Annotated in this window: 16 protein-coding genes; 10 read left to right on the forward strand and 6 right to left on the reverse strand. The window is 57.1% G+C overall.

Translation table 11 applies throughout. The features are described 5' to 3' along the window. Nucleotides 1-33: 33 nt before the first annotated feature. The 4 genes from ACFORG_RS01520 to ACFORG_RS01535 form a co-directional block, all read right to left on the reverse strand. Complete coding sequence (locus ACFORG_RS01520) at nt 34-882, reverse strand: OmpA family protein (RefSeq protein ID WP_386733608.1); 849 nt, start codon at nt 880-882, stop codon at nt 34-36. Between the two features lie 76 nt (nt 883-958). Then, complete coding sequence (locus ACFORG_RS01525) at nt 959-1,531, reverse strand: peroxidase-related enzyme (RefSeq protein ID WP_386733609.1); 573 nt, start codon at nt 1,529-1,531, stop codon at nt 959-961. Nucleotides 1,532-1,546: 15 nt separating this feature from the next. Further along, nucleotides 1,547-2,257 carry a GNAT family N-acetyltransferase gene (locus tag ACFORG_RS01530; protein WP_386733610.1) on the reverse strand — a complete coding sequence of 237 codons (711 nt, stop codon included), beginning with the start codon at nt 2,255-2,257 and terminating at the stop codon, nt 1,547-1,549. Then, the gene (locus ACFORG_RS01535; RefSeq protein WP_386733611.1) at nt 2,254-2,976 is read right to left on the reverse strand and encodes a competence/damage-inducible protein A; all 723 of its coding nucleotides are present in this window, start codon (nt 2,974-2,976) and stop codon (nt 2,254-2,256) included. The genes ACFORG_RS01530 and ACFORG_RS01535 overlap by 4 nt, the downstream gene beginning before the upstream one ends. A gap of 175 nt (nt 2,977-3,151) precedes the next feature. On the opposite strand from ACFORG_RS01535, the gene rfbC reads away from it, so the two are divergent. From rfbC to rfbA, 4 genes are read left to right on the forward strand one after another with little or no spacing between them, the layout of a single operon-like run. Next, nucleotides 3,152-3,715, forward strand: coding sequence for a dTDP-4-dehydrorhamnose 3,5-epimerase (rfbC, locus tag ACFORG_RS01540; protein WP_386733612.1), 564 nt, complete (start codon nt 3,152-3,154; stop codon nt 3,713-3,715). Then, a complete protein-coding gene (rfbB, locus tag ACFORG_RS01545) occupies nt 3,712-4,764 on the forward strand; it encodes a dTDP-glucose 4,6-dehydratase (protein WP_386733613.1) in 1,053 nt (350 codons plus the stop codon). The genes rfbC and rfbB overlap by 4 nt, the downstream gene beginning before the upstream one ends. Before the next feature lie 10 nt (nt 4,765-4,774). Next, nucleotides 4,775-5,638: a dTDP-4-dehydrorhamnose reductase gene (gene rfbD / locus ACFORG_RS01550; protein ID WP_386733614.1), complete on the forward strand. Its 864-nt coding sequence runs from the start codon at nt 4,775-4,777 to the stop codon at nt 5,636-5,638. Next, entirely contained in the window at nt 5,635-6,510 is an 876-nt protein-coding gene (gene rfbA / locus ACFORG_RS01555; RefSeq protein ID WP_386733615.1) for a glucose-1-phosphate thymidylyltransferase RfbA, read from the forward strand. Before rfbD ends, rfbA begins: the two co-directional genes overlap by 4 nt. A 3-nt stretch (nt 6,511-6,513) precedes the next feature. Here the strand turns inward: rfbA and ACFORG_RS01560 are convergent, their stop codons facing one another. Then, nucleotides 6,514-8,409 (reverse strand): glycosyltransferase, encoded by a 1,896-nt coding sequence (locus ACFORG_RS01560; protein ID WP_386733616.1) that lies wholly within the window; start codon nt 8,407-8,409, stop codon nt 6,514-6,516. 312 nt (nt 8,410-8,721) lie between these two features. Between ACFORG_RS01560 and ACFORG_RS01565 the strand changes: the two genes are divergently transcribed. From ACFORG_RS01565 to ACFORG_RS01590, 6 genes are all read left to right on the forward strand, one after another. After that, on the forward strand, nt 8,722-9,291 hold the full coding sequence (locus ACFORG_RS01565) for a hypothetical protein (protein ID WP_386733617.1): 570 nt from the start codon (nt 8,722-8,724) through the stop codon (nt 9,289-9,291). 117 nt (nt 9,292-9,408) lie between these two features. Then, nucleotides 9,409-10,506, forward strand: coding sequence for a sugar-transfer associated ATP-grasp domain-containing protein (locus ACFORG_RS01570; RefSeq protein WP_386733618.1), 1,098 nt, complete (start codon nt 9,409-9,411; stop codon nt 10,504-10,506). A 22-nt stretch (nt 10,507-10,528) separates the two neighbouring features. After that, complete coding sequence (locus ACFORG_RS01575) at nt 10,529-11,578, forward strand: hypothetical protein (RefSeq protein ID WP_386733619.1); 1,050 nt, start codon at nt 10,529-10,531, stop codon at nt 11,576-11,578. Beyond that, nucleotides 11,575-12,684 carry a sugar-transfer associated ATP-grasp domain-containing protein gene (locus ACFORG_RS01580; protein WP_386733620.1) on the forward strand — a complete coding sequence of 370 codons (1,110 nt, stop codon included), beginning with the start codon at nt 11,575-11,577 and terminating at the stop codon, nt 12,682-12,684. Before ACFORG_RS01575 ends, ACFORG_RS01580 begins: the two co-directional genes overlap by 4 nt. Before the next feature lie 17 nt (nt 12,685-12,701). Next, on the forward strand, nt 12,702-14,207 hold the full coding sequence (locus ACFORG_RS01585; RefSeq protein WP_386733621.1) for a hypothetical protein: 1,506 nt from the start codon (nt 12,702-12,704) through the stop codon (nt 14,205-14,207). Next, nucleotides 14,207-15,142 carry an ATP-grasp fold amidoligase family protein gene (locus ACFORG_RS01590; protein ID WP_386733622.1) on the forward strand — a complete coding sequence of 312 codons (936 nt, stop codon included), beginning with the start codon at nt 14,207-14,209 and terminating at the stop codon, nt 15,140-15,142. Before ACFORG_RS01585 ends, ACFORG_RS01590 begins: the two co-directional genes overlap by 1 nt. 111 nt (nt 15,143-15,253) lie before the next feature. Here the strand turns inward: ACFORG_RS01590 and ACFORG_RS01595 are convergent, their stop codons facing one another. Further along, a complete protein-coding gene (locus ACFORG_RS01595) occupies nt 15,254-16,852 on the reverse strand; it encodes an ATP-grasp domain-containing protein (RefSeq protein WP_386733623.1) in 1,599 nt (532 codons plus the stop codon). Between the last annotated feature and the right edge of the window lie 9 nt (nt 16,853-16,861).

Genomic DNA, 16,861 nt, shown 5'->3' on the forward strand with positions numbered 1-16,861 from the left:
AAATGCAAAGCTGGGCACGAGGCAACCGAAGGTTCAGTTCGCAATTACCACCGCTTCGACCCTGCGATTGGCGCGACGTCCTTCATCCGAGGCATTCGTCGCACGTGGGGCCAGATAACCCACGCCTCGGGCCGTAATTCGATCAGCGGCAGCGCCATACGTCTCGACCAGCCTGTTTCGGACCGCCTCTGCCCGCCTTTGGCTTAGCGCGATATTGTCATCAAGGTCTCCGACCGTGTCGGTGTGGCCAACAAGCACGACGTATAGATCGGGATTGAGTGCAAGCATTTCCGTCAGAACCGAAAGCGAGGGAAAAGGGCCTTCCCCCAGTTCATCCGCCCCTGTTCTGAATTCCAGATCTTCAAGCACCAGCCTGCCGGTATTCTCAAAGCCACCAGCCAGAAGTTCACTTTGTTCGGCTTCGGCGGCTCGGGGACGTGATGGCGCAAGCGGTTGCGATGGAAGGGTGTCAACCGGCAGGACGTGTATCATCTGTATATAGATGTCGGGCACGTCGCGGCTGATCAGGAGGCTCAGAGCCTCGCCGGTGCGGGTGGCCGAGAGGAAACGATAGTCGCGAATAGCAACATACATATCCGGAGCCGGGACGACCTCGGTCGAGAAACGAAAATCGAAACCGCCGCAAGCGCGCGCTGCGCAGTCCAGAACCACGTCCCATCCCTGAGCAGCAAGCCGCTCGCGCAAGGGCGAAAGGATCTGCAGCGTCGTCGCCGATCCTGCTTGCAAACGCCAGGTGAAGCGCTCAACCCGCCCTTCGAACCTGCGCGAGGGAACCGTTTCGCCGTCGAACGCCTCAACCGGTAAGTTATAGCTTTCGAGCGGACTGATGCGCTCCGACAAAAGGCGTGCGCCCTCGGGCAACGGCAAATCTTGAGCGTGCAGGGGAATCGCCCCAAAAACCAAAAAAGCCAGCGCCACCCGCAAGCGCACGAACTTCCTATCTGGACTGCGCGTGATACTCATCATTCGGTTTCATTGCCGTCGCCGACGCCACCCTGTTCGTCATATTGAAGAAACCGGCAACATTGGCGATATCCCAGATGTCCCGGTCGGAGAAGCCGACCTCTCGAAGGGTTTGTCGGTGCTCCTCTTCGATCTCGGCGCTGGCCGTCGTCATCTTGGCAGCGAAATCGAGCATTGCGCGTTGCCGGGCATCCAACGGTGCGACACGGTAGTTCATGACAAGCATTTCGCCGAGTATCGGGTCACCCGACAGTTCACGAACAGCCGCGCCGTGAGCAACAAGACAATAGAAGCACTTGTTGATCGATGAAACGACCACAGCGATCATTTCCCGCTCCAGCTTCGTCAGCCTGCTTTCGGCAAGCATCAGATCGTTATACATCGCGGTGAAGGCGTTCAGTTTGGCAATGTCAAAAGCATTGGCCTTCAGCACGTTGGGGATCATCCCAAGCTTTTCTGTGCAGATATCGAAGTATTTCTGCGTCTCGGGCGGCAATGGATCCACCATTGGCAGGTCCAGCGCGGTCGGGCTGTTCTTGTCGGTCACTTTGGTCTTTCTCCCTCAGGGCTTCAGGCGATAGTGATACGCTCCGACGACCTCCATTCCGAGGGAGCGATAAAGGGCGTTGGCCCCTTCGTTTGCCTTTGTGCAGATCACGCTAAGCGTATCGGCCCCGTTGTCCAGCGCCCAAAAGGCCGCGCCGCGCATCATCCACTGGCCCAGCCCCTGCTTGCGCTGATGCGGCAAGATCTCGACCGCGTGAACCATGGCTACACCCTCGTGTATGGCGACGAACGCAGCACCGCCTGGCTTATCATTGTAGCGGGACAAAAGTCCGGCTTTCGGTGCAGAAGCACGATCCATGACAGCTTGGCGAGCAGGACCAATGCCGCCGGCGGCCCAGATCTCTCGCATTATGGCCAATGGCTCCCACAGGGTGAACACCGTGACCCGTGGGATCGGCTTGTCGGTCAACAGCCCGGCGGCACAAGCATAGATGTTTACCGGGTCCAGCACGTCGTAGCCAAGGGCGGCAAGTCGCGCATCAAGCGCGTCCTGGCCGGGGCGGACCTGAAACAATCGACGCTGCCCCATGTCGAGCATGATTTTTTCTGCATCTGCGATCTGTTCGTCGGACACATTCCCCTCGATAGAGGCGGCCGATACCCGCGACCCACCTCCCTGCCCTTCTCTTAGTGTGATGTTGCCGATCCGTTTCACACTGGCAGCAGGCCAGGTCCCGTCAACGACCGCCGGCCAGTTTACAATCACTGTTCGAGATCCCTGCTCAACCGTGTGACCGCCGCATCGACCCGCGCGCCATCTCTACCGCGTACAACGATATTGGCACCGAAGATTCCGTCCTTCTGAAACGGATAACACCCGATGGATAGATCAGGAAAATCTCCGGCAAGGTCAGTCAGCAGGCTGGCAATGTCGCCTTCACCCCGGTTCACTCTGAGCGATTGAGAAAGAAGCGGCGCGCCGCCGGTTATCGTTGGCAACACCGAGGCAACCATTGCTTCGAACACGGCGGGGACTCCTGCCATCACATGCACGTTTTCAATGGTGAAACCAGGTGCCGTGGAAACCGGATTCTCGATCAGTTTTGCTCCGTCGGGAATGCGTGCCATGCGCAAGCGGGCGGCATTCAACTCAAGACCGGTGCGTCGGTAATGCTCTTCGAGCAGGGCACGTGCATCGTCGCGAACATCGATGGGCGTGTCAAAGGCACGCGCGATACAATCGGCTGTTATGTCATCATGGGTCGGACCGATACCACCGCTTGTAAACACGTGGTCATAGGTTGTGCTCAACTCTCTAACTGCCCTTTCGATGGCCGCCGCGTCATCACTCACAACGCGTGCTTCCCTAAGGTCGACACCGTGTTTGGTGAGTTCCTTGGCAAGGTAGTTCATGTTGGCATCACGTGTGCGGCCCGAGAGGATTTCGTCCCCGATCACAAGCATTGCGGCGGTTGGATTGGCCATGGGCGCCCCTTCTCTCGTTGGATGGTGGAGGCAGGTATAGGCCGCGGCGTAGAGGCTTTCAAACCCCACTTGCAAGCGCGTCGCGCAGGACGGCCAAATCCCGGGTGACAATTTAAGGTCAGGTTGCTAACCATCCGAAAGATTTGATGCCTCTTTGAAAAGAACGAGATCAACCTTGCAGATTGAAAAGACCGCCCTTGATGGCGTGCTGATCCTGACCCCCGCGCGATATGGCGACCATCGCGGATTCTTCTCGGAAAGCTGGAACAAGAAGCGCCTGGCAGATGCCGGTTTGGACATGCCGGAATTCGTCCAGGACAACCACTCGCTATCGGCTCAGGTCGGCACCGTACGTGGTCTGCATTTCCAGTCGCCACCGCACGCACAAGGCAAACTCGTACGCTGCGGTAAGGGACGGCTTTTCGATGTTGCGGTCGATATCCGAAAAGGCAGCCCGACCTTCGGACAATGGACTGGGGCCGAGCTGAGTTTCGAGAACGGAACCCAACTGTGGATCCCGGCAGGTTTCCTGCACGGGTTCATGACCCTCGAACCCGACACCGAGATCATCTACAAATGCACGGACTACTATGCACCGGAGTGTGATGGTGCGGTGCGTTGGGACAGTTGCGGCATCGACTGGCCGCTTGAGGGGATCATGCCCGTATTGTCAGAGAAAGACGAGAAGGCCCCCACACTCCCGGAGTTCGAAAGTCCATTCGACTGGAGCGCGAAATGAAGCTTCTCGTCACCGGAGGCGCTGGTTTCATCGGGTCGGCAGTGGTGCGGCAAGCCGTTGGTGAAGGGCACGCAGTCATCAACCTCGATGCATTGACCTACGCTGCATGCCTCGAAAACGTGGCCTCCGTGGCGAATGACCCGCTCTACAGTTTCGAGCAGGTCGACATTCGCGATGCTGCCGCGGTGGATGAATGCATCGCTCGTAACGCACCCGACGCGATCATGCACCTGGCTGCCGAAAGCCACGTGGACCGATCCATCGACGGCCCCGGCGTGTTCATCGAAACCAATGTGATGGGTACCTACAACCTGCTCCAGTCGGCGCGCGCGCTATGGGAGCGCAAGGGACGTGACGAAACGTTCCGCTTTCACCATATCAGCACTGACGAGGTTTTCGGCTCGCTACCCGCCGATCCTGACGTTCAATTCACCGAGGACACCCCCTACGATCCTCGTTCACCCTATTCGGCATCCAAGGCCAGTTCTGACCACCTCGTGCGCGCCTGGCATGAAACCTACGGTTTGCCGATAGTTCTGACCAACTGCTCGAACAATTACGGCCCGTACCATTTCCCCGAAAAGCTTATCCCTGTCATCATCCTCAACGCCCTCGCGGGAAAGCCACTGCCAATTTATGGAGACGGTTCGAATGTACGCGACTGGCTGTATGTTGAGGATCACGCTGACGCGTTGCTTTGCGTTCTGAAAAACGGTCAGGTCGGCAGATCGTACAATATCGGCGGCGAAAACGAACGCAGCAACTTGCAACTTGTGCGGACGCTTTGCGAGATTCTGGACCGGCTGAGCCCGCGTTCGGATAATGCTTCCTATGCAGAACTGATCACTTTTGTCGCTGACCGACCGGGCCACGACGCGCGCTATGCCATTGATCCGACTCGCATCCGGACCGAATTAGGGTGGCGTCCCAGTGTGACGGTTGAAGAGGGCCTTGAGCGCACGGTGCGCTGGTATCTCGACAACGAAGCATGGTGGCAAGCTTTGCAGAACCGCGAAGGCGTAGGCCAACGACTGGGCACAAAGGCATGAGGGGCCAAGCATGAAGATTCTGGTATTCGGCGCCACGGGTCAGGTCGCGCTGGAATTACAACGCCGCGCCGGGAGCCATGAGATAGAGGCTATCGGTCGGGAAGTGGCGGACTTCGCGGACCCCGATGCGTGTGCGGCCATGATCGAAAAGACCGATGCTCGGGCCGTGATCAACGCCGCAGCTTACACGGCCGTGGACAAGGCCGAAAACGAGGAAGACATGGCGATGCTGGTGAACGGTGAAACGCCGGGCGCAATCGCACGCGCTGCCGCGAGGCGTGGACTACCACTTGTCCATATCTCCACAGACTACGTGTTTGACGGTGAGGGCGACACCCCATTCACCGCAGATCATCCGACTGGACCGCTAGGGGCTTACGGCCGAACAAAGCTGGCCGGAGAAAACTTCGTTCGCGCGGCAGGTGGCGCTCACGCTATCCTGAGAACCTCGTGGGTTGTCTCGTCCCATGGCGGCAATTTCGTCAAGACCATGCTGCGGCTGGGCGGCGAGCGCGACAAGCTGACGATTGTTGCTGATCAGGTCGGCGGACCGACCTGTGCAGCGCACATTGCCGACGCCTGCCTGACAATTGCCGAACAGCTTGTAACCGACCCTAAAAAATCCGGCAGCTATCACTTTTCCGGCGCACCGGATGTCAGCTGGGCTGATTTTGCGCGCAAGATTTTTTCCCTTTCCGGCACCGAATGCGACGTAGTGGATATTCCGACAACAGCTTACCCCACCCCAGCGAAACGCCCACTCAACTCACGTCTGGATAACAGAGCAACCGAGGCTGCTTTCGGTATCACGCGTCCCGATTGGCGATTGGGCCTAAAAGACATTTTATCCGAGTTGGGAGCATTAAAGGCATGACGCAACGCAAAGGCATCATTCTGGCCGGCGGATCGGGCACCCGCCTGTATCCGATCACATTGGGCGTGTCGAAACAGCTCTTGCCGATCTACGACAAGCCGATGATCTATTACCCGTTGAGCGCATTGATGCTCGCCGGCATCCGCGAGATTGCGATCATCACCACTCCGCAGGATCAGGAACAGTTCCAGCGCACCCTTGGCGATGGCAGCCAATGGGGCCTCGAACTTACCTTCATCGTTCAGCCCAGCCCGGACGGCCTGGCCCAAGCCTATATCTTGGCCGAGGGCTTTCTGAACGGTGCCCCCAGTGCGATGGTTCTGGGCGACAACATCTTCTTTGGTCATGGCCTCCCGGAATTGCTGCAACAAGCCGATCGGCAAGAGGCAGGCGGCACCGTGTTCGGATACCGGGTTGCCGACCCCGAACGCTATGGCGTGGTAGATTTCGACAAGGACGGAACCGTTCGGTCGATCATCGAAAAGCCCGAGGTGCCCCCGTCAAGTTACGCTGTAACCGGTCTTTACTTTCTTGACGGAACAGCGCCGGAGCGGGCACGCGCGGTGACGCCGTCGGAGCGTGGCGAGTTGGAAATCACCACACTTTTGGAGATGTACTTGGCAGACGGCCAACTTACGGTGAAACAGATGGGTCGCGGATACGCCTGGCTAGATACCGGGACACATGGCAGCCTTTTGGACGCCGGCAACTTCGTGCGAACACTGGAACGTCGACAAGGTTTGCAGACGGGCAGCCCCGACGAGATCGCCTACAACAAGGGGTGGATCTGCAACGAAGCTCTATCGCAGCGCGCAAAGAAATTCGCCAAGAATGCTTATGGCGAATACCTTCTTGGATTGCTGAAGGAATAGCCCTCAGTCAGCCGTGTCCTTGGCGATCGTGATCTTCGGCAGAAAGCGCAGATCCCAACTGCCGGAGACATGTTCAAGGCGGTCGCAGCTGACTGTTTCACCGAAGACAAGAACACGGCAAGACTGGCCGTCTACCAGTTTGCGAAGCGTCTCGTGGATACGCTTCATTCCGTGTGCTTCGGCTGAATAATCGAACAGCTCGACCAGACCGACGCGCTTACCGTCTGCCTTCAGGGTAGCAACTTTTTCCACGGCTTGCTTCAACCTTGGTCCATGCAGACGGAAATCACCGGCCAGAATGACGTCAAAATGCTGCGGCTCCGCAAGCAACTGCTTGCGTTCGGGGCGCATCATCGGTGGCACGGGGAAAGGTCTATTCGCCGGATCACCACTGTATTTCAGAGTGTCTGCACGCGAATGATGATGCCTTTGCGCGTCAAAATACTCCTTGCGCACGCCAAAATAAAACCCATTCATTCCCATGACATCATCGGCCACGACCGAACTTTCACTGTCGCGCTGGAATGACAGGGGGCCAGTCGGAAGGTCGTGCACACAGTCTTTACCAAAGACCCGCTGCATCCTTCGAATAAGTTCACTGTCAGCTGCGAACCTTACTGTATCCCAATATCCAAGCTGCTCCATCACCGGCCCACGCCGGAACATGAGCGAGGATGTATTGTGGATGATGAAATTGCCCCGTCCCGTCCAGCGAGTGAATTTCAGGTCAGACAGTGCACGCGCCTGTTGAGAGGTACAGGCGATGGCCTCCGGTGTCGACATCAGGTGCCGCACCTGTGTCTCGATCTTGAGCGGGTGAGACCAATCGTCTGCATCGTTGAGCGTAACGAATTCGCCTGTCGCCTCGTCGAGGCCACGATTCCGAGCGACATAGGCACCCCCGTTCCGCTCCATGCGGATCAGCCGAATACGGGGATCTTGCTGCGCGATGCCGCTGACGACCTCGCAGGTGTCGTCCGGGCTGCAATCATCCAGAACCAGAATTTCCAGGTTGCGCCAGCTTTGCTCTGCCAGCGCGCGCAAGGTGGTTCCGATTGTATCCCGCGCAGCGTAGGCCGCCACCAAAACGGTTACCTTCGGGCCAACATCCACGGGGTTTGGAGGCGCGACTGCAGTCAACCTGTCGTAGGCTGGCAATTGGCTATCTTCGGTCAGGCGCAACGGGGGAATGTCATAGCGCCGCAACACGCGATTGATCCAATCGAGCCGTTCGCTAATTTCAGACGCGAAATTCGCCCGTGCGAGCAACGTGTCGCCGTTGACAGTGTCAGAAGCCAGCGCCGTCTCATAAGCGGCTATTCCCTCCTCGATCTCGCCGAGAAAGTGATAGCAGAGCAGTTCGGCGGTTGATATCTTGCAGAGAAAATCGTCGTCAGGCGCTCCTTTGCGTGCATTTGCAAGATGTACAAGCGCCGCGCGGTAACTTTCGGGTGTTTTTTCCCGCATCTTCCACAAGGCCAGTTCACGAGAGGCGAGTGCTCTTTGAAGGGCATGCTCCGGATCGCTTGCAAGCCTTTCCAGCTCTGCAAGGGCCGGCTCGGTAAAGCCCATACCCAAGAGTTTTCCACGCACTCTTTCGACGATACGGTAGCTTAGCATCTCTGAACTGGGACGCTTTAGCCGTCCTTCGGCTCGTCCGTGGAGCACATAATGTAAAAGAGGATTCAAACCGCTCTGGGCTACGTCCGGATAGGCCCGCAGGTAGTTCTTGGTGTGAAAGTCTTTGCCCGGATTGCGCCCGATGCGCGCGCCGTAGCGAAGGTAGTGTTCAACCGCACTCAACCCTGTTTCGGGCACGTCGCGATAGGTTTCGTTGTACCACGAACTGTGTATCAGCCCCGAGCTCTGCAAGATCCGGATTTGATGATCGAAATCCATGTCGCTAAAACCTGCTATGGGTTAGGGCCAGTGTCTCTTCCGGTTTGACCGGTACGTTTCAGGGATAACGTCGGCGCCGCACTGCCGCAAGCCGACGACAGCCACCACCGCCGTGATCAGGGTAATACGCCGCACGCCAATGCTATCAGCCCAAAAAGGTAGCGCTTGATGCACCCCCGGGTGCCGCAGATGTGTTGCAAATTCCCCTTGGGCACGGCTAGGAAAGTGACATCGTGCAATGCATCGTTTTCGTGCGGTTTTCTGGGAATCCGGGCGCATGAGCACAGAAATTGACCAAAAGGAGCTTTCCAGATGGCAGAACACCACGATCCGGAGGCTTATTCCGAAAGCGATGATGTGGCTGAACGCAGCCATGAAGAGATCCAACAATTCCTGCGTGACGAGATCGCAGACCTGCGGAGCCAGATCGAAGAACGTTTTCGCGAGATTGCAACACTGACGCGGATCCTCGAAGAGGAACGCCACGCCCATGAAAGAGCGTTGGCCCGTCAGGCCGCCCGACTTGAACGAACGTTCATGGTAAGGGGGCTGCTACACAATGTGGCCGGAAGGTACGCGGAGCATGGTTTCGCAGAAGGCGTGGCCGGACTGCAAGACCAGAAAACTGCTTTGCTGGATAGCGCCCTATTCAGCGCTGATTGGTATCTGAAGGCAAACGCCGATGTTGCCGAGGCTGGGGTTGACCCGCTCGAGCACTATCTGACTGGCGGTGCATTTGAAGGGCGCGACCCCGGTCCGGACTTCAGTTCCCTAGAGTACTATCTTGCCAATCCGGACGTTGCCGAGGCGGGTTGGCCAGCCCTTTCGCACTACGTGTTGTACGGACGACAGGAAAACAGGCTTCTCAGTTGGGAGCCTTAAGGCCTGAGATCGGGCATTCCGTCTAGCCGGGTTTTCGACGTTACGGCATGATGTTGGTAGACAAACGGGTCCTCGATGACCTAGACAGCGCCGAATTTGAAGGGAATCTGATTTCTGATGTCGACCAAATCGACCCTCCCGCTGAAAATTGATCACAAGAGCTACATCAAGACTCTGTCGGGGGAGGGAAAATACCATGCATGGAAACAGTTCAGCGACGCCTTTTGGAACAGTGAGACCCTGCGCGCCGGCAGTCGTAGCGAGTTTCTGTTTCGTCGGGGATTCCTGCGCGACAAGTGGGTGATCTATGGGTTTGACGACAACGACCCCGAGTACTTTCTGAGCGACTTCCAAGCAGCGCAGATCAATCAAGCCAACGGCATTTATGCCAACGTACTGCAAGATCGAATGCTCCTGTGCCATACTTTGGCTGGGTACTGCACGGTCCCTGAAATCCATGCCTTGCGTGGCCTCGATGCAGAAGAGGTCAGCCTGACCCAAGCATGGAGCGCCCATCGGACTGCCAAAGAGGCCCCGTCTCTCGACATAATGATCCAACCGCTTTTGGCCGGGCCGCGCGGGAAGTCCGCGACCGTGTCTGTAAACAAGGGAAAGTTCGAAGGCTTCGGTAAGTCCGGGGATATGACTTTGTTGTCAAACATCGTCCGCGACTGGTCCCAAGCCTCTCGCGTACCGTACCTGTTCACCGACAACCTGAAACAAGGGGCCTTCATGGAAGGCCTTTATCCACATACACAAAATCGGCTGTCCGTGATCATCGGCAGGGATCTGGACTCCTGGGATCCGGTTCTCATTGCGGCAACTTTGCGAATCGGGACTTCCACGACGAGCGGTAATCTCGATCTCGTGCAGGGTGGGTTGAGCGCTGTAGTGAACGCCGAGACGGGAGAACTGGGTCAAGTCGCACAGGTCGATGCCGATATGGGCTTAGGCTTCATAGAGTCTCATCCCGAAACTGGAATCGTGATCACCGGACAAGTCATTCCAAACTGGGAAGAAATCCGGCTCGAGCTTCTGCGCATCATGGACGAATCGTCGTATATGCGGATCGCCTTGCTCGACTTCACCATAATGGAAGACGGCCGGCTTGGGCTGCTCGGCCCATCGCAGCTGGATCTCAGTGCCGTACAAGTGCATCAACCACTCTTGCGCCAGAAGGTCTTTGCCGAGACCATGCGTAAGCTGACTTTGTGATGCGCGTGGGAGGAGCGGCCAAGTGAGCATGTTTGTACCCGATGGGTTGCGTCCTCCGGGGCTGTTTCCGGCGGAACCCCGTGTCATCTACAAGACAAAGCGCAAGAATCTGACCCACGAAGGTCGGATCGGTCGCATGGACCGGGTGGAAACGCTGAATGCTTTCCGCGACTTCAGCCATGCGTTCAACACGCATAGGCCGCGGCTGGAGCCCGAGTTGGGTGGCTACTTGCACAATCATGGTTTCTTGCCAGACAAGGGTGCCTTGTTCGGGATATCGCCTGAAATGATCGACCCCGAGAAACCCGACGAACACTCGGATTGGCTGGGTCAATACCTCAGCGACTTTCAGACCCGTATCTTGCCACTGGCGAATGGCCGGTACTCGGCGGCGGGTGGCAACAGGCTTTTCCTGTGGCGGCTTCACCGGCAGGTATTGCCTCTCGCGCCACTGATCGGGTCCCGGCAATCGGGACGTGTTATCCGTCATGCAGAAACGGGTGGCCCCATACTTTCCCGCACCATGGAGACGGCTCGGTCGGCATCACCTGTGTGGTCGCGCGACTTGCCCGAAGGAGAGACCAAAACCGAAGCCGGCGATCGCGTTTATCTGCAAGCTCCGCAATCCGACGAGAAAACCCGGGTCATGCGGATCGCGATTCTGCACGATCCGCGCACCAAGCTGCCCTTCGTGCTGGGCGCGGTTTTGCTTGAAGCACCGTTGGCCGAACTCGATGCGCCACATCAAGAAATAACGTGCCGGCGAATCGATCCGGAACTTGGAATGGCCGGACCAATGCGTCGTTTCAGGCGGGGTGTGGTCGAAAAACCTGAGCTTCTGGACGAAGCGCACAGGCTCGTACCTGGGTGGTGGCCGGCACTGACTGCTGTTTTGACGGGATTCCGCAAGTTGCCGGTCTGGGCCGTAATGCAGATCGACATCGTGGAGAGCGAAGCCGGCCCCGTAGTCGTCGACATGACCGATCAATTGGATGCCGCTGCGCTTCAACTTGACGGGCCGATCATGGGTTCGGAACCGGCGATCCGCTTTCTAAAGGAGTTCGGCGTATGACTCTGCCCCAGCATTTGCAAACGGGACATCACGAACGGCTCATGGAAAGCATCCAGGACCCTGTGAACCTTAAGTATCTGCGCAGATTCATGACGGACTTCGCCAAAGACCCGGCGAGTATCACGGACAAGCAGGCCACGTGGCTCTACGATCAAGGCTTCTTGCCGGAGAAAATCGAACTCTACGACTTCGATACATATGATATCGCGCTCTACCTCAGCGATGTTCAGCGGTGGATGACCCGCGAAGTCAACGGCGAGTATTCCATCGTCTTCAACAACAAGATCCTGTTTACACAGGTCTTCCGTAACTTCTGCAAGGTCGCTCCGATCACTGCGATCTGGCGCAACGGACGGATCATCCCTTACGATGACGTGTGGGAAAAATGCGTGACGGGCCAGTTGGAAGAGCCGCGCAAATTCGTCATCAAACCGCTGGGCGGCGGCGGTGGCGGCAACGTCTATTTCGTTCAGGTTGGACGCAAAAGCGCGGTCATCGAGAGCAACGAGGTCGGGCGCGAACGCTTCACACTGCCGGTCGAACGGCTCGCAGACGTTTTTATCGGTGCCAAGGTGCCTTTCATGGTTACCGAGTTCATCTACCAGGGTGAATTCACCAAGCGCCTTTATCCCCTGACGGTCAACACCGTGCGGATGCTGGTTGTACGCGATCCCGAAACGCTCTTGCCGCATGTAGTTCGTACTGTGCAACGCATGGGAACCGCGTCGTCCTATCCTATCGACAACTTCTCGCTTGGCGGTCTGTCGGCCGAGATCGATATCGAAACGGGCGTGCTGGGTCCTGCCGTGGCGGCGGCCGGGCCTCACAAAGGGCCCAGGTGGGAGTATCACCCCAATACGGGTGAACCCATTGCCGGGCAGGTGGTGCCGAACTGGTCCGCCGTTGTAGAAGGCATGAAGAGCCTGTTTCTACAGGTTCCCTACATTTCCTACTGCGGGTTCGACCTCATCCTGATGGATGATGACGTGGTCGTTCTCGAGGGCAACAGCTATAGTCAGGTGCGGCTGTTCCAGATGCACCGACCACTGTTGCCCGATCCAGTGTATGTCAAAGTTCTCAAACATAATGGTATTTTCCAACAATGACCTTTCCGGAGGAAGTCATGAAGATTGAAGCTGTCGATGTCGTTCAGATGCGCAACGTGCCGGTTCCGCGTCGCGGCAAAAAGAAACTGCCCGTTCCGGAACAGGGTTTCTCGACCGTGGTACAGATTACAGCCTCAAGCCAGGGTGGAAAACGCCATGTTGGTCTGGGCGAAATTCGGGCGATGAGCTTTCTGACCGGCGAAACGCCCATTGCTGCCTTCAACTTCGCGCGGCGTCTTGGACAGGCACTTGTCGGCAAAGTCATTCCGACCGACTTGGACGGTGAGGCAGCGACCGAGGCAAGCGCTCGGATCGTGACTGATGCAACCAAAGAAATCCTGGGCATCTCCGAAGAAGACGCGCTGGCTGACACGATGCGTCCGGCAGTTCGCTTCGGCTTTGATTGCGCAATCCTTGATTGCATCGCGCGCGAAGCTGGAAAGAGTGTGACCGCCCTGCTCGGCGGAAGCAATGAGCCGGTCCGACGCAATGTTTTCTCGCGCTCTTACGCCAAGCCGAGCATCCTGTTGAACAAGCTGCTACGCGGAAACATGCCCAACGGCTGGCTGCGCGGAAGCTATGCCAAGGACGGGGCGACGCTGGCCTCTGTTGTTGGTGCCATCGCGGCGGCGACAAGCGGTCGTGGTGACGATTTGCAGGGCGTCTGGTTCGATCTGAACAACCGCTGGAAACCGCAAGACGCCATGATGATGCTCGAAGGGCTGGAGGGAACTCCGGTTCTGAAGGCTAGTGGTGTAAAGATCCTTCTTGAACAGCCGTTCCATAGCTATGCGACAGCCTGGTACAAGGACCTTTTCGCGCGGCTGGACGAACTGGAGGCGAGAGACCGCGTTCACATCATGATCGAAGACGGGTTGACCAGCGCAGAGGCGCTGGACCCCATGAAGTCTTTGATGCCGCATGTCGATCTCAAGGTTACGCCCCAGAAATGCGGCAGCCTTTTTGGAATGATGAAAATGATCGAACGTGCCCGCGAATTGGGCTTCGACGGACGTATCTACCTCGGCAACGCGGGTATGAACACCGAGTTGAACTCCCTGATGCTGGTCTCGGTCGCGCAGATCCTGGGCGGCAATCTGCTCTTTTCGGCAGACTACAAGCGTGAGGATGGCAGCAAGATCCGCCAAGTATGGCCGCAGGTCGAAGCAGACGAGATTGATAGAAACATACTCCGCTTGCCGGAAGGCGACGGTTGGGCAGCCCAGCTTTGCCAATCGGGTCTTCAAAAGCGCCTTCGCAAATGCGACTTCATGCGCTCCTCCTCTGTCGTTCCGGATGTGGAATCCCTCAAGACCCTGCTTTTGATGCGCGCCTTCGACGATAGCACCTTGGACGTGCGCCAGATCGAAGAGGACTCCGATGAAGAGGAGACCGACACTTTCTACGAAGCCAACCTGTCCGACGACGCCGACACAGACGGGGATCCCGATACTGATGAAGATGTCGAAACGGATGCAGAGGGCGACATCGAGACCAGTTCTGGCGACAAGACCACCGCCTGATGGAACAACGAGAACGCGACAAGAAACGCCTTCTCCCACCATTTTCAACTTGGGTGTCAGAAGGCGCAAGTTTACCTGAATGGTTGTCGCGTTCTCACATGGCACGCGGAAAAAGCGCGCCACAACCTCCTTCCTTTGCCGTTCAAATGGACAGCTGGGTTCGTCGATCGCGCATTCAGGAGAAGCTGTTGGGTACGGATTCGACACCGCGCCTTTTGCGCCGCCGAGCATGGGCGTCCGATTGGTTGACCAGCCGTGGCTGGAAAACTCCCGAAATTCTGTCCGGTCCTTTTGCACTACAGGATATCGCTCAGCATCTTGAGGGCTTGGAAAGTGGCGTCATCAAACCTGTGAATGCGACAAACGCATGGGGTGTTCTGCCCTTTGTTCGCACGGGCCCTTTTGAATTCCAGAATCTCTTTGATGGCGAACGCTATCGGATGTCCGAGGTACTGGAACGGCTCCACAATCCGATGCAACGCTACATGTTTCCCAACAAGTGGCAGATCGAAACCTTGATCGCCCCCAAGGGCGAACCAAACCGTGTACCGGATGATTTCAAGGTCTATGCCTTTGCCGGGGAAATTGCGCTGATCCTGCAGGTACGGCGCCATACGTCCGGTAATCGCTACAAATTCTACGACAGCGAATGGAACCCTGTCGATACTGGCAAGTATCCCGACACGACCGACAATGACCTGCCACTGCCAGAAGTACCCGAGTCTCTTTGCGAGGTGGCAAGCAAGATTTCGAGCGCTTTGCCCGTGCCCTTTTGCCGGATTGACCTTTTCGAGGGTTCAGAGGGCTTGGCAGTTGGTGAGCTGACGCCGGAACCCGGCCGTTATCAGGCCTTTAGCGATTCTGCCGACTTGTATCTTGGAGCGTTTTTCGAGTGGGCTCTTGCCGTACAGTCACTCCAACAGTCGGACACATAGGCTCGGAAAGATACCTTGACAGCCTTGGACTTCGACCAAGCCAGACACGCGCGCACCGTGCGCGATTAAAGTACGCGCGGGGCGGTGCGACCAACCCCGCGCTGCATCGACCTAGCTCCGCTCGAACGGCTTGACGTCTGGCAATGCAGACAGGTCCGCCTTTTTACTCGACTTGACGTTCAGGGTCGGGAAGTTGTCACCCGCCTTGATCATGTCAACAAAACAACGGACCGAGGTTGGCGGCCCCATTACCAAAATCGTGTCGCCGACTGCCTTGCCGCCTTCGCCACGCTCGACCACGCCTCCCGACAGCATCTGCAAGATACAGGTTTCGGTCAGACGCGCGAATTGCTGCGGATTCAGCTTGTCTCCAAGCTCGATCATAGCGGCTTCCATCACCGGACGGGTCAGGAACTCTGCGGATTTCGGGAAGTAATGCTCAACAAGCATTCCGGCGACATCTCGCGGCTCCCCCTTGACCGGAAAGTGGTTGAGTCCGAAATCAGCGTTCATGTTCAGTTCGCACACTGCCCAACTCTGACCGTCCGGCGACTTCGTCACATCTTCAGCCAACAGGTCAATGCCGCAAATCTCGATGCCAGGCATACACTTCCTGGCCTTGACAGCCGCTTCAATGAAATCGGGATGAATGCGAGATACAGGGATGTCCTCGCTCTCGCCACCTGCCGCAAGGTTTCCGACCGTATCAAGCTCGACGTACCGACCTGCCTCGATGACGCTGTCATCGGTCAGACCCAGCTCTTTCATTGTCTGACGAACGGTTCGGGAAATCTCGAACTTCTTTTTCTTGGTAAACGCGTTGAGCAGACGTTCCTGACGCTTTTTCTCGATCAGTTGAGCGACCGTCGAAACCCCATCGCCGCGAAGATACAGGGGCCACTTCCGCAAAGCTGCCGCAACTGTGTCTCCGATCACAACGATGCGATGATCGCCGCCGGTGATGAACTCTTCGATCAGAATTCCGAACTTGGCCAAGGGACGAACTTTTTCCCACGCAAGATCGAACTGGGCTTCAGATGTGATATTCGTCGTCACTCCCTTACCACCCTCACCCGAAACAGGTTTGACAACGAAAGGCCCGCCAATGGATTGAGCGAACTCCCATGCAGCCTTTTTCTGCAGAAAATAGAATGACTTGCCCTCGGCAACCCGGACGCCTGCAGCACGCAACAGCCGTTTCGACACAGTCTTGTTGGCCATGCACTGCTGGGCGAATACCGTAGTATTACCCGGCGTCGCGCGGGCGAAATTCACCTCTTTCCCGCTGCCATCTCGGATCGTGTAGACACGTCGCGCATGGTCTACGACTTCGAGGTTACGGCCCCAAGCGGCTTGGCGGATGAGATCGAAAGCGAACTTGGCGTCCGTGTCGTAGTCAATTTGTATTTTGAAAGTCATGTTGGTCCTGTCTAAATCCCTAATCCACCGGGCCAATAAGTGCGTCAAAGCTGCGCCTGCGATCTTTGGATCGCGTTGCCTTCGCGATTTATGCCACTCCTGCCCTGCCTTTGCCAGCGCATATCTCCAACGAAGCAAGCACCTTTGGCCGCACATCAAGTGCGTTTTCGCAGGCATCCTCGGAAGGGTCATTTTCTGATGTTCGATCTTTGGTGTTGCGCATGAGCCGTACGGTTTGATCGCGCGACGTTCATCTTGGCGCGCTGAGACTGCCGCGCGTGACACCGCCATCAGGAGAGC

The organism is Lutimaribacter marinistellae, assembly GCF_042648365.1.
Taxonomy (GTDB): domain Bacteria; phylum Pseudomonadota; class Alphaproteobacteria; order Rhodobacterales; family Rhodobacteraceae; genus Lutimaribacter_A; species Lutimaribacter_A marinistellae.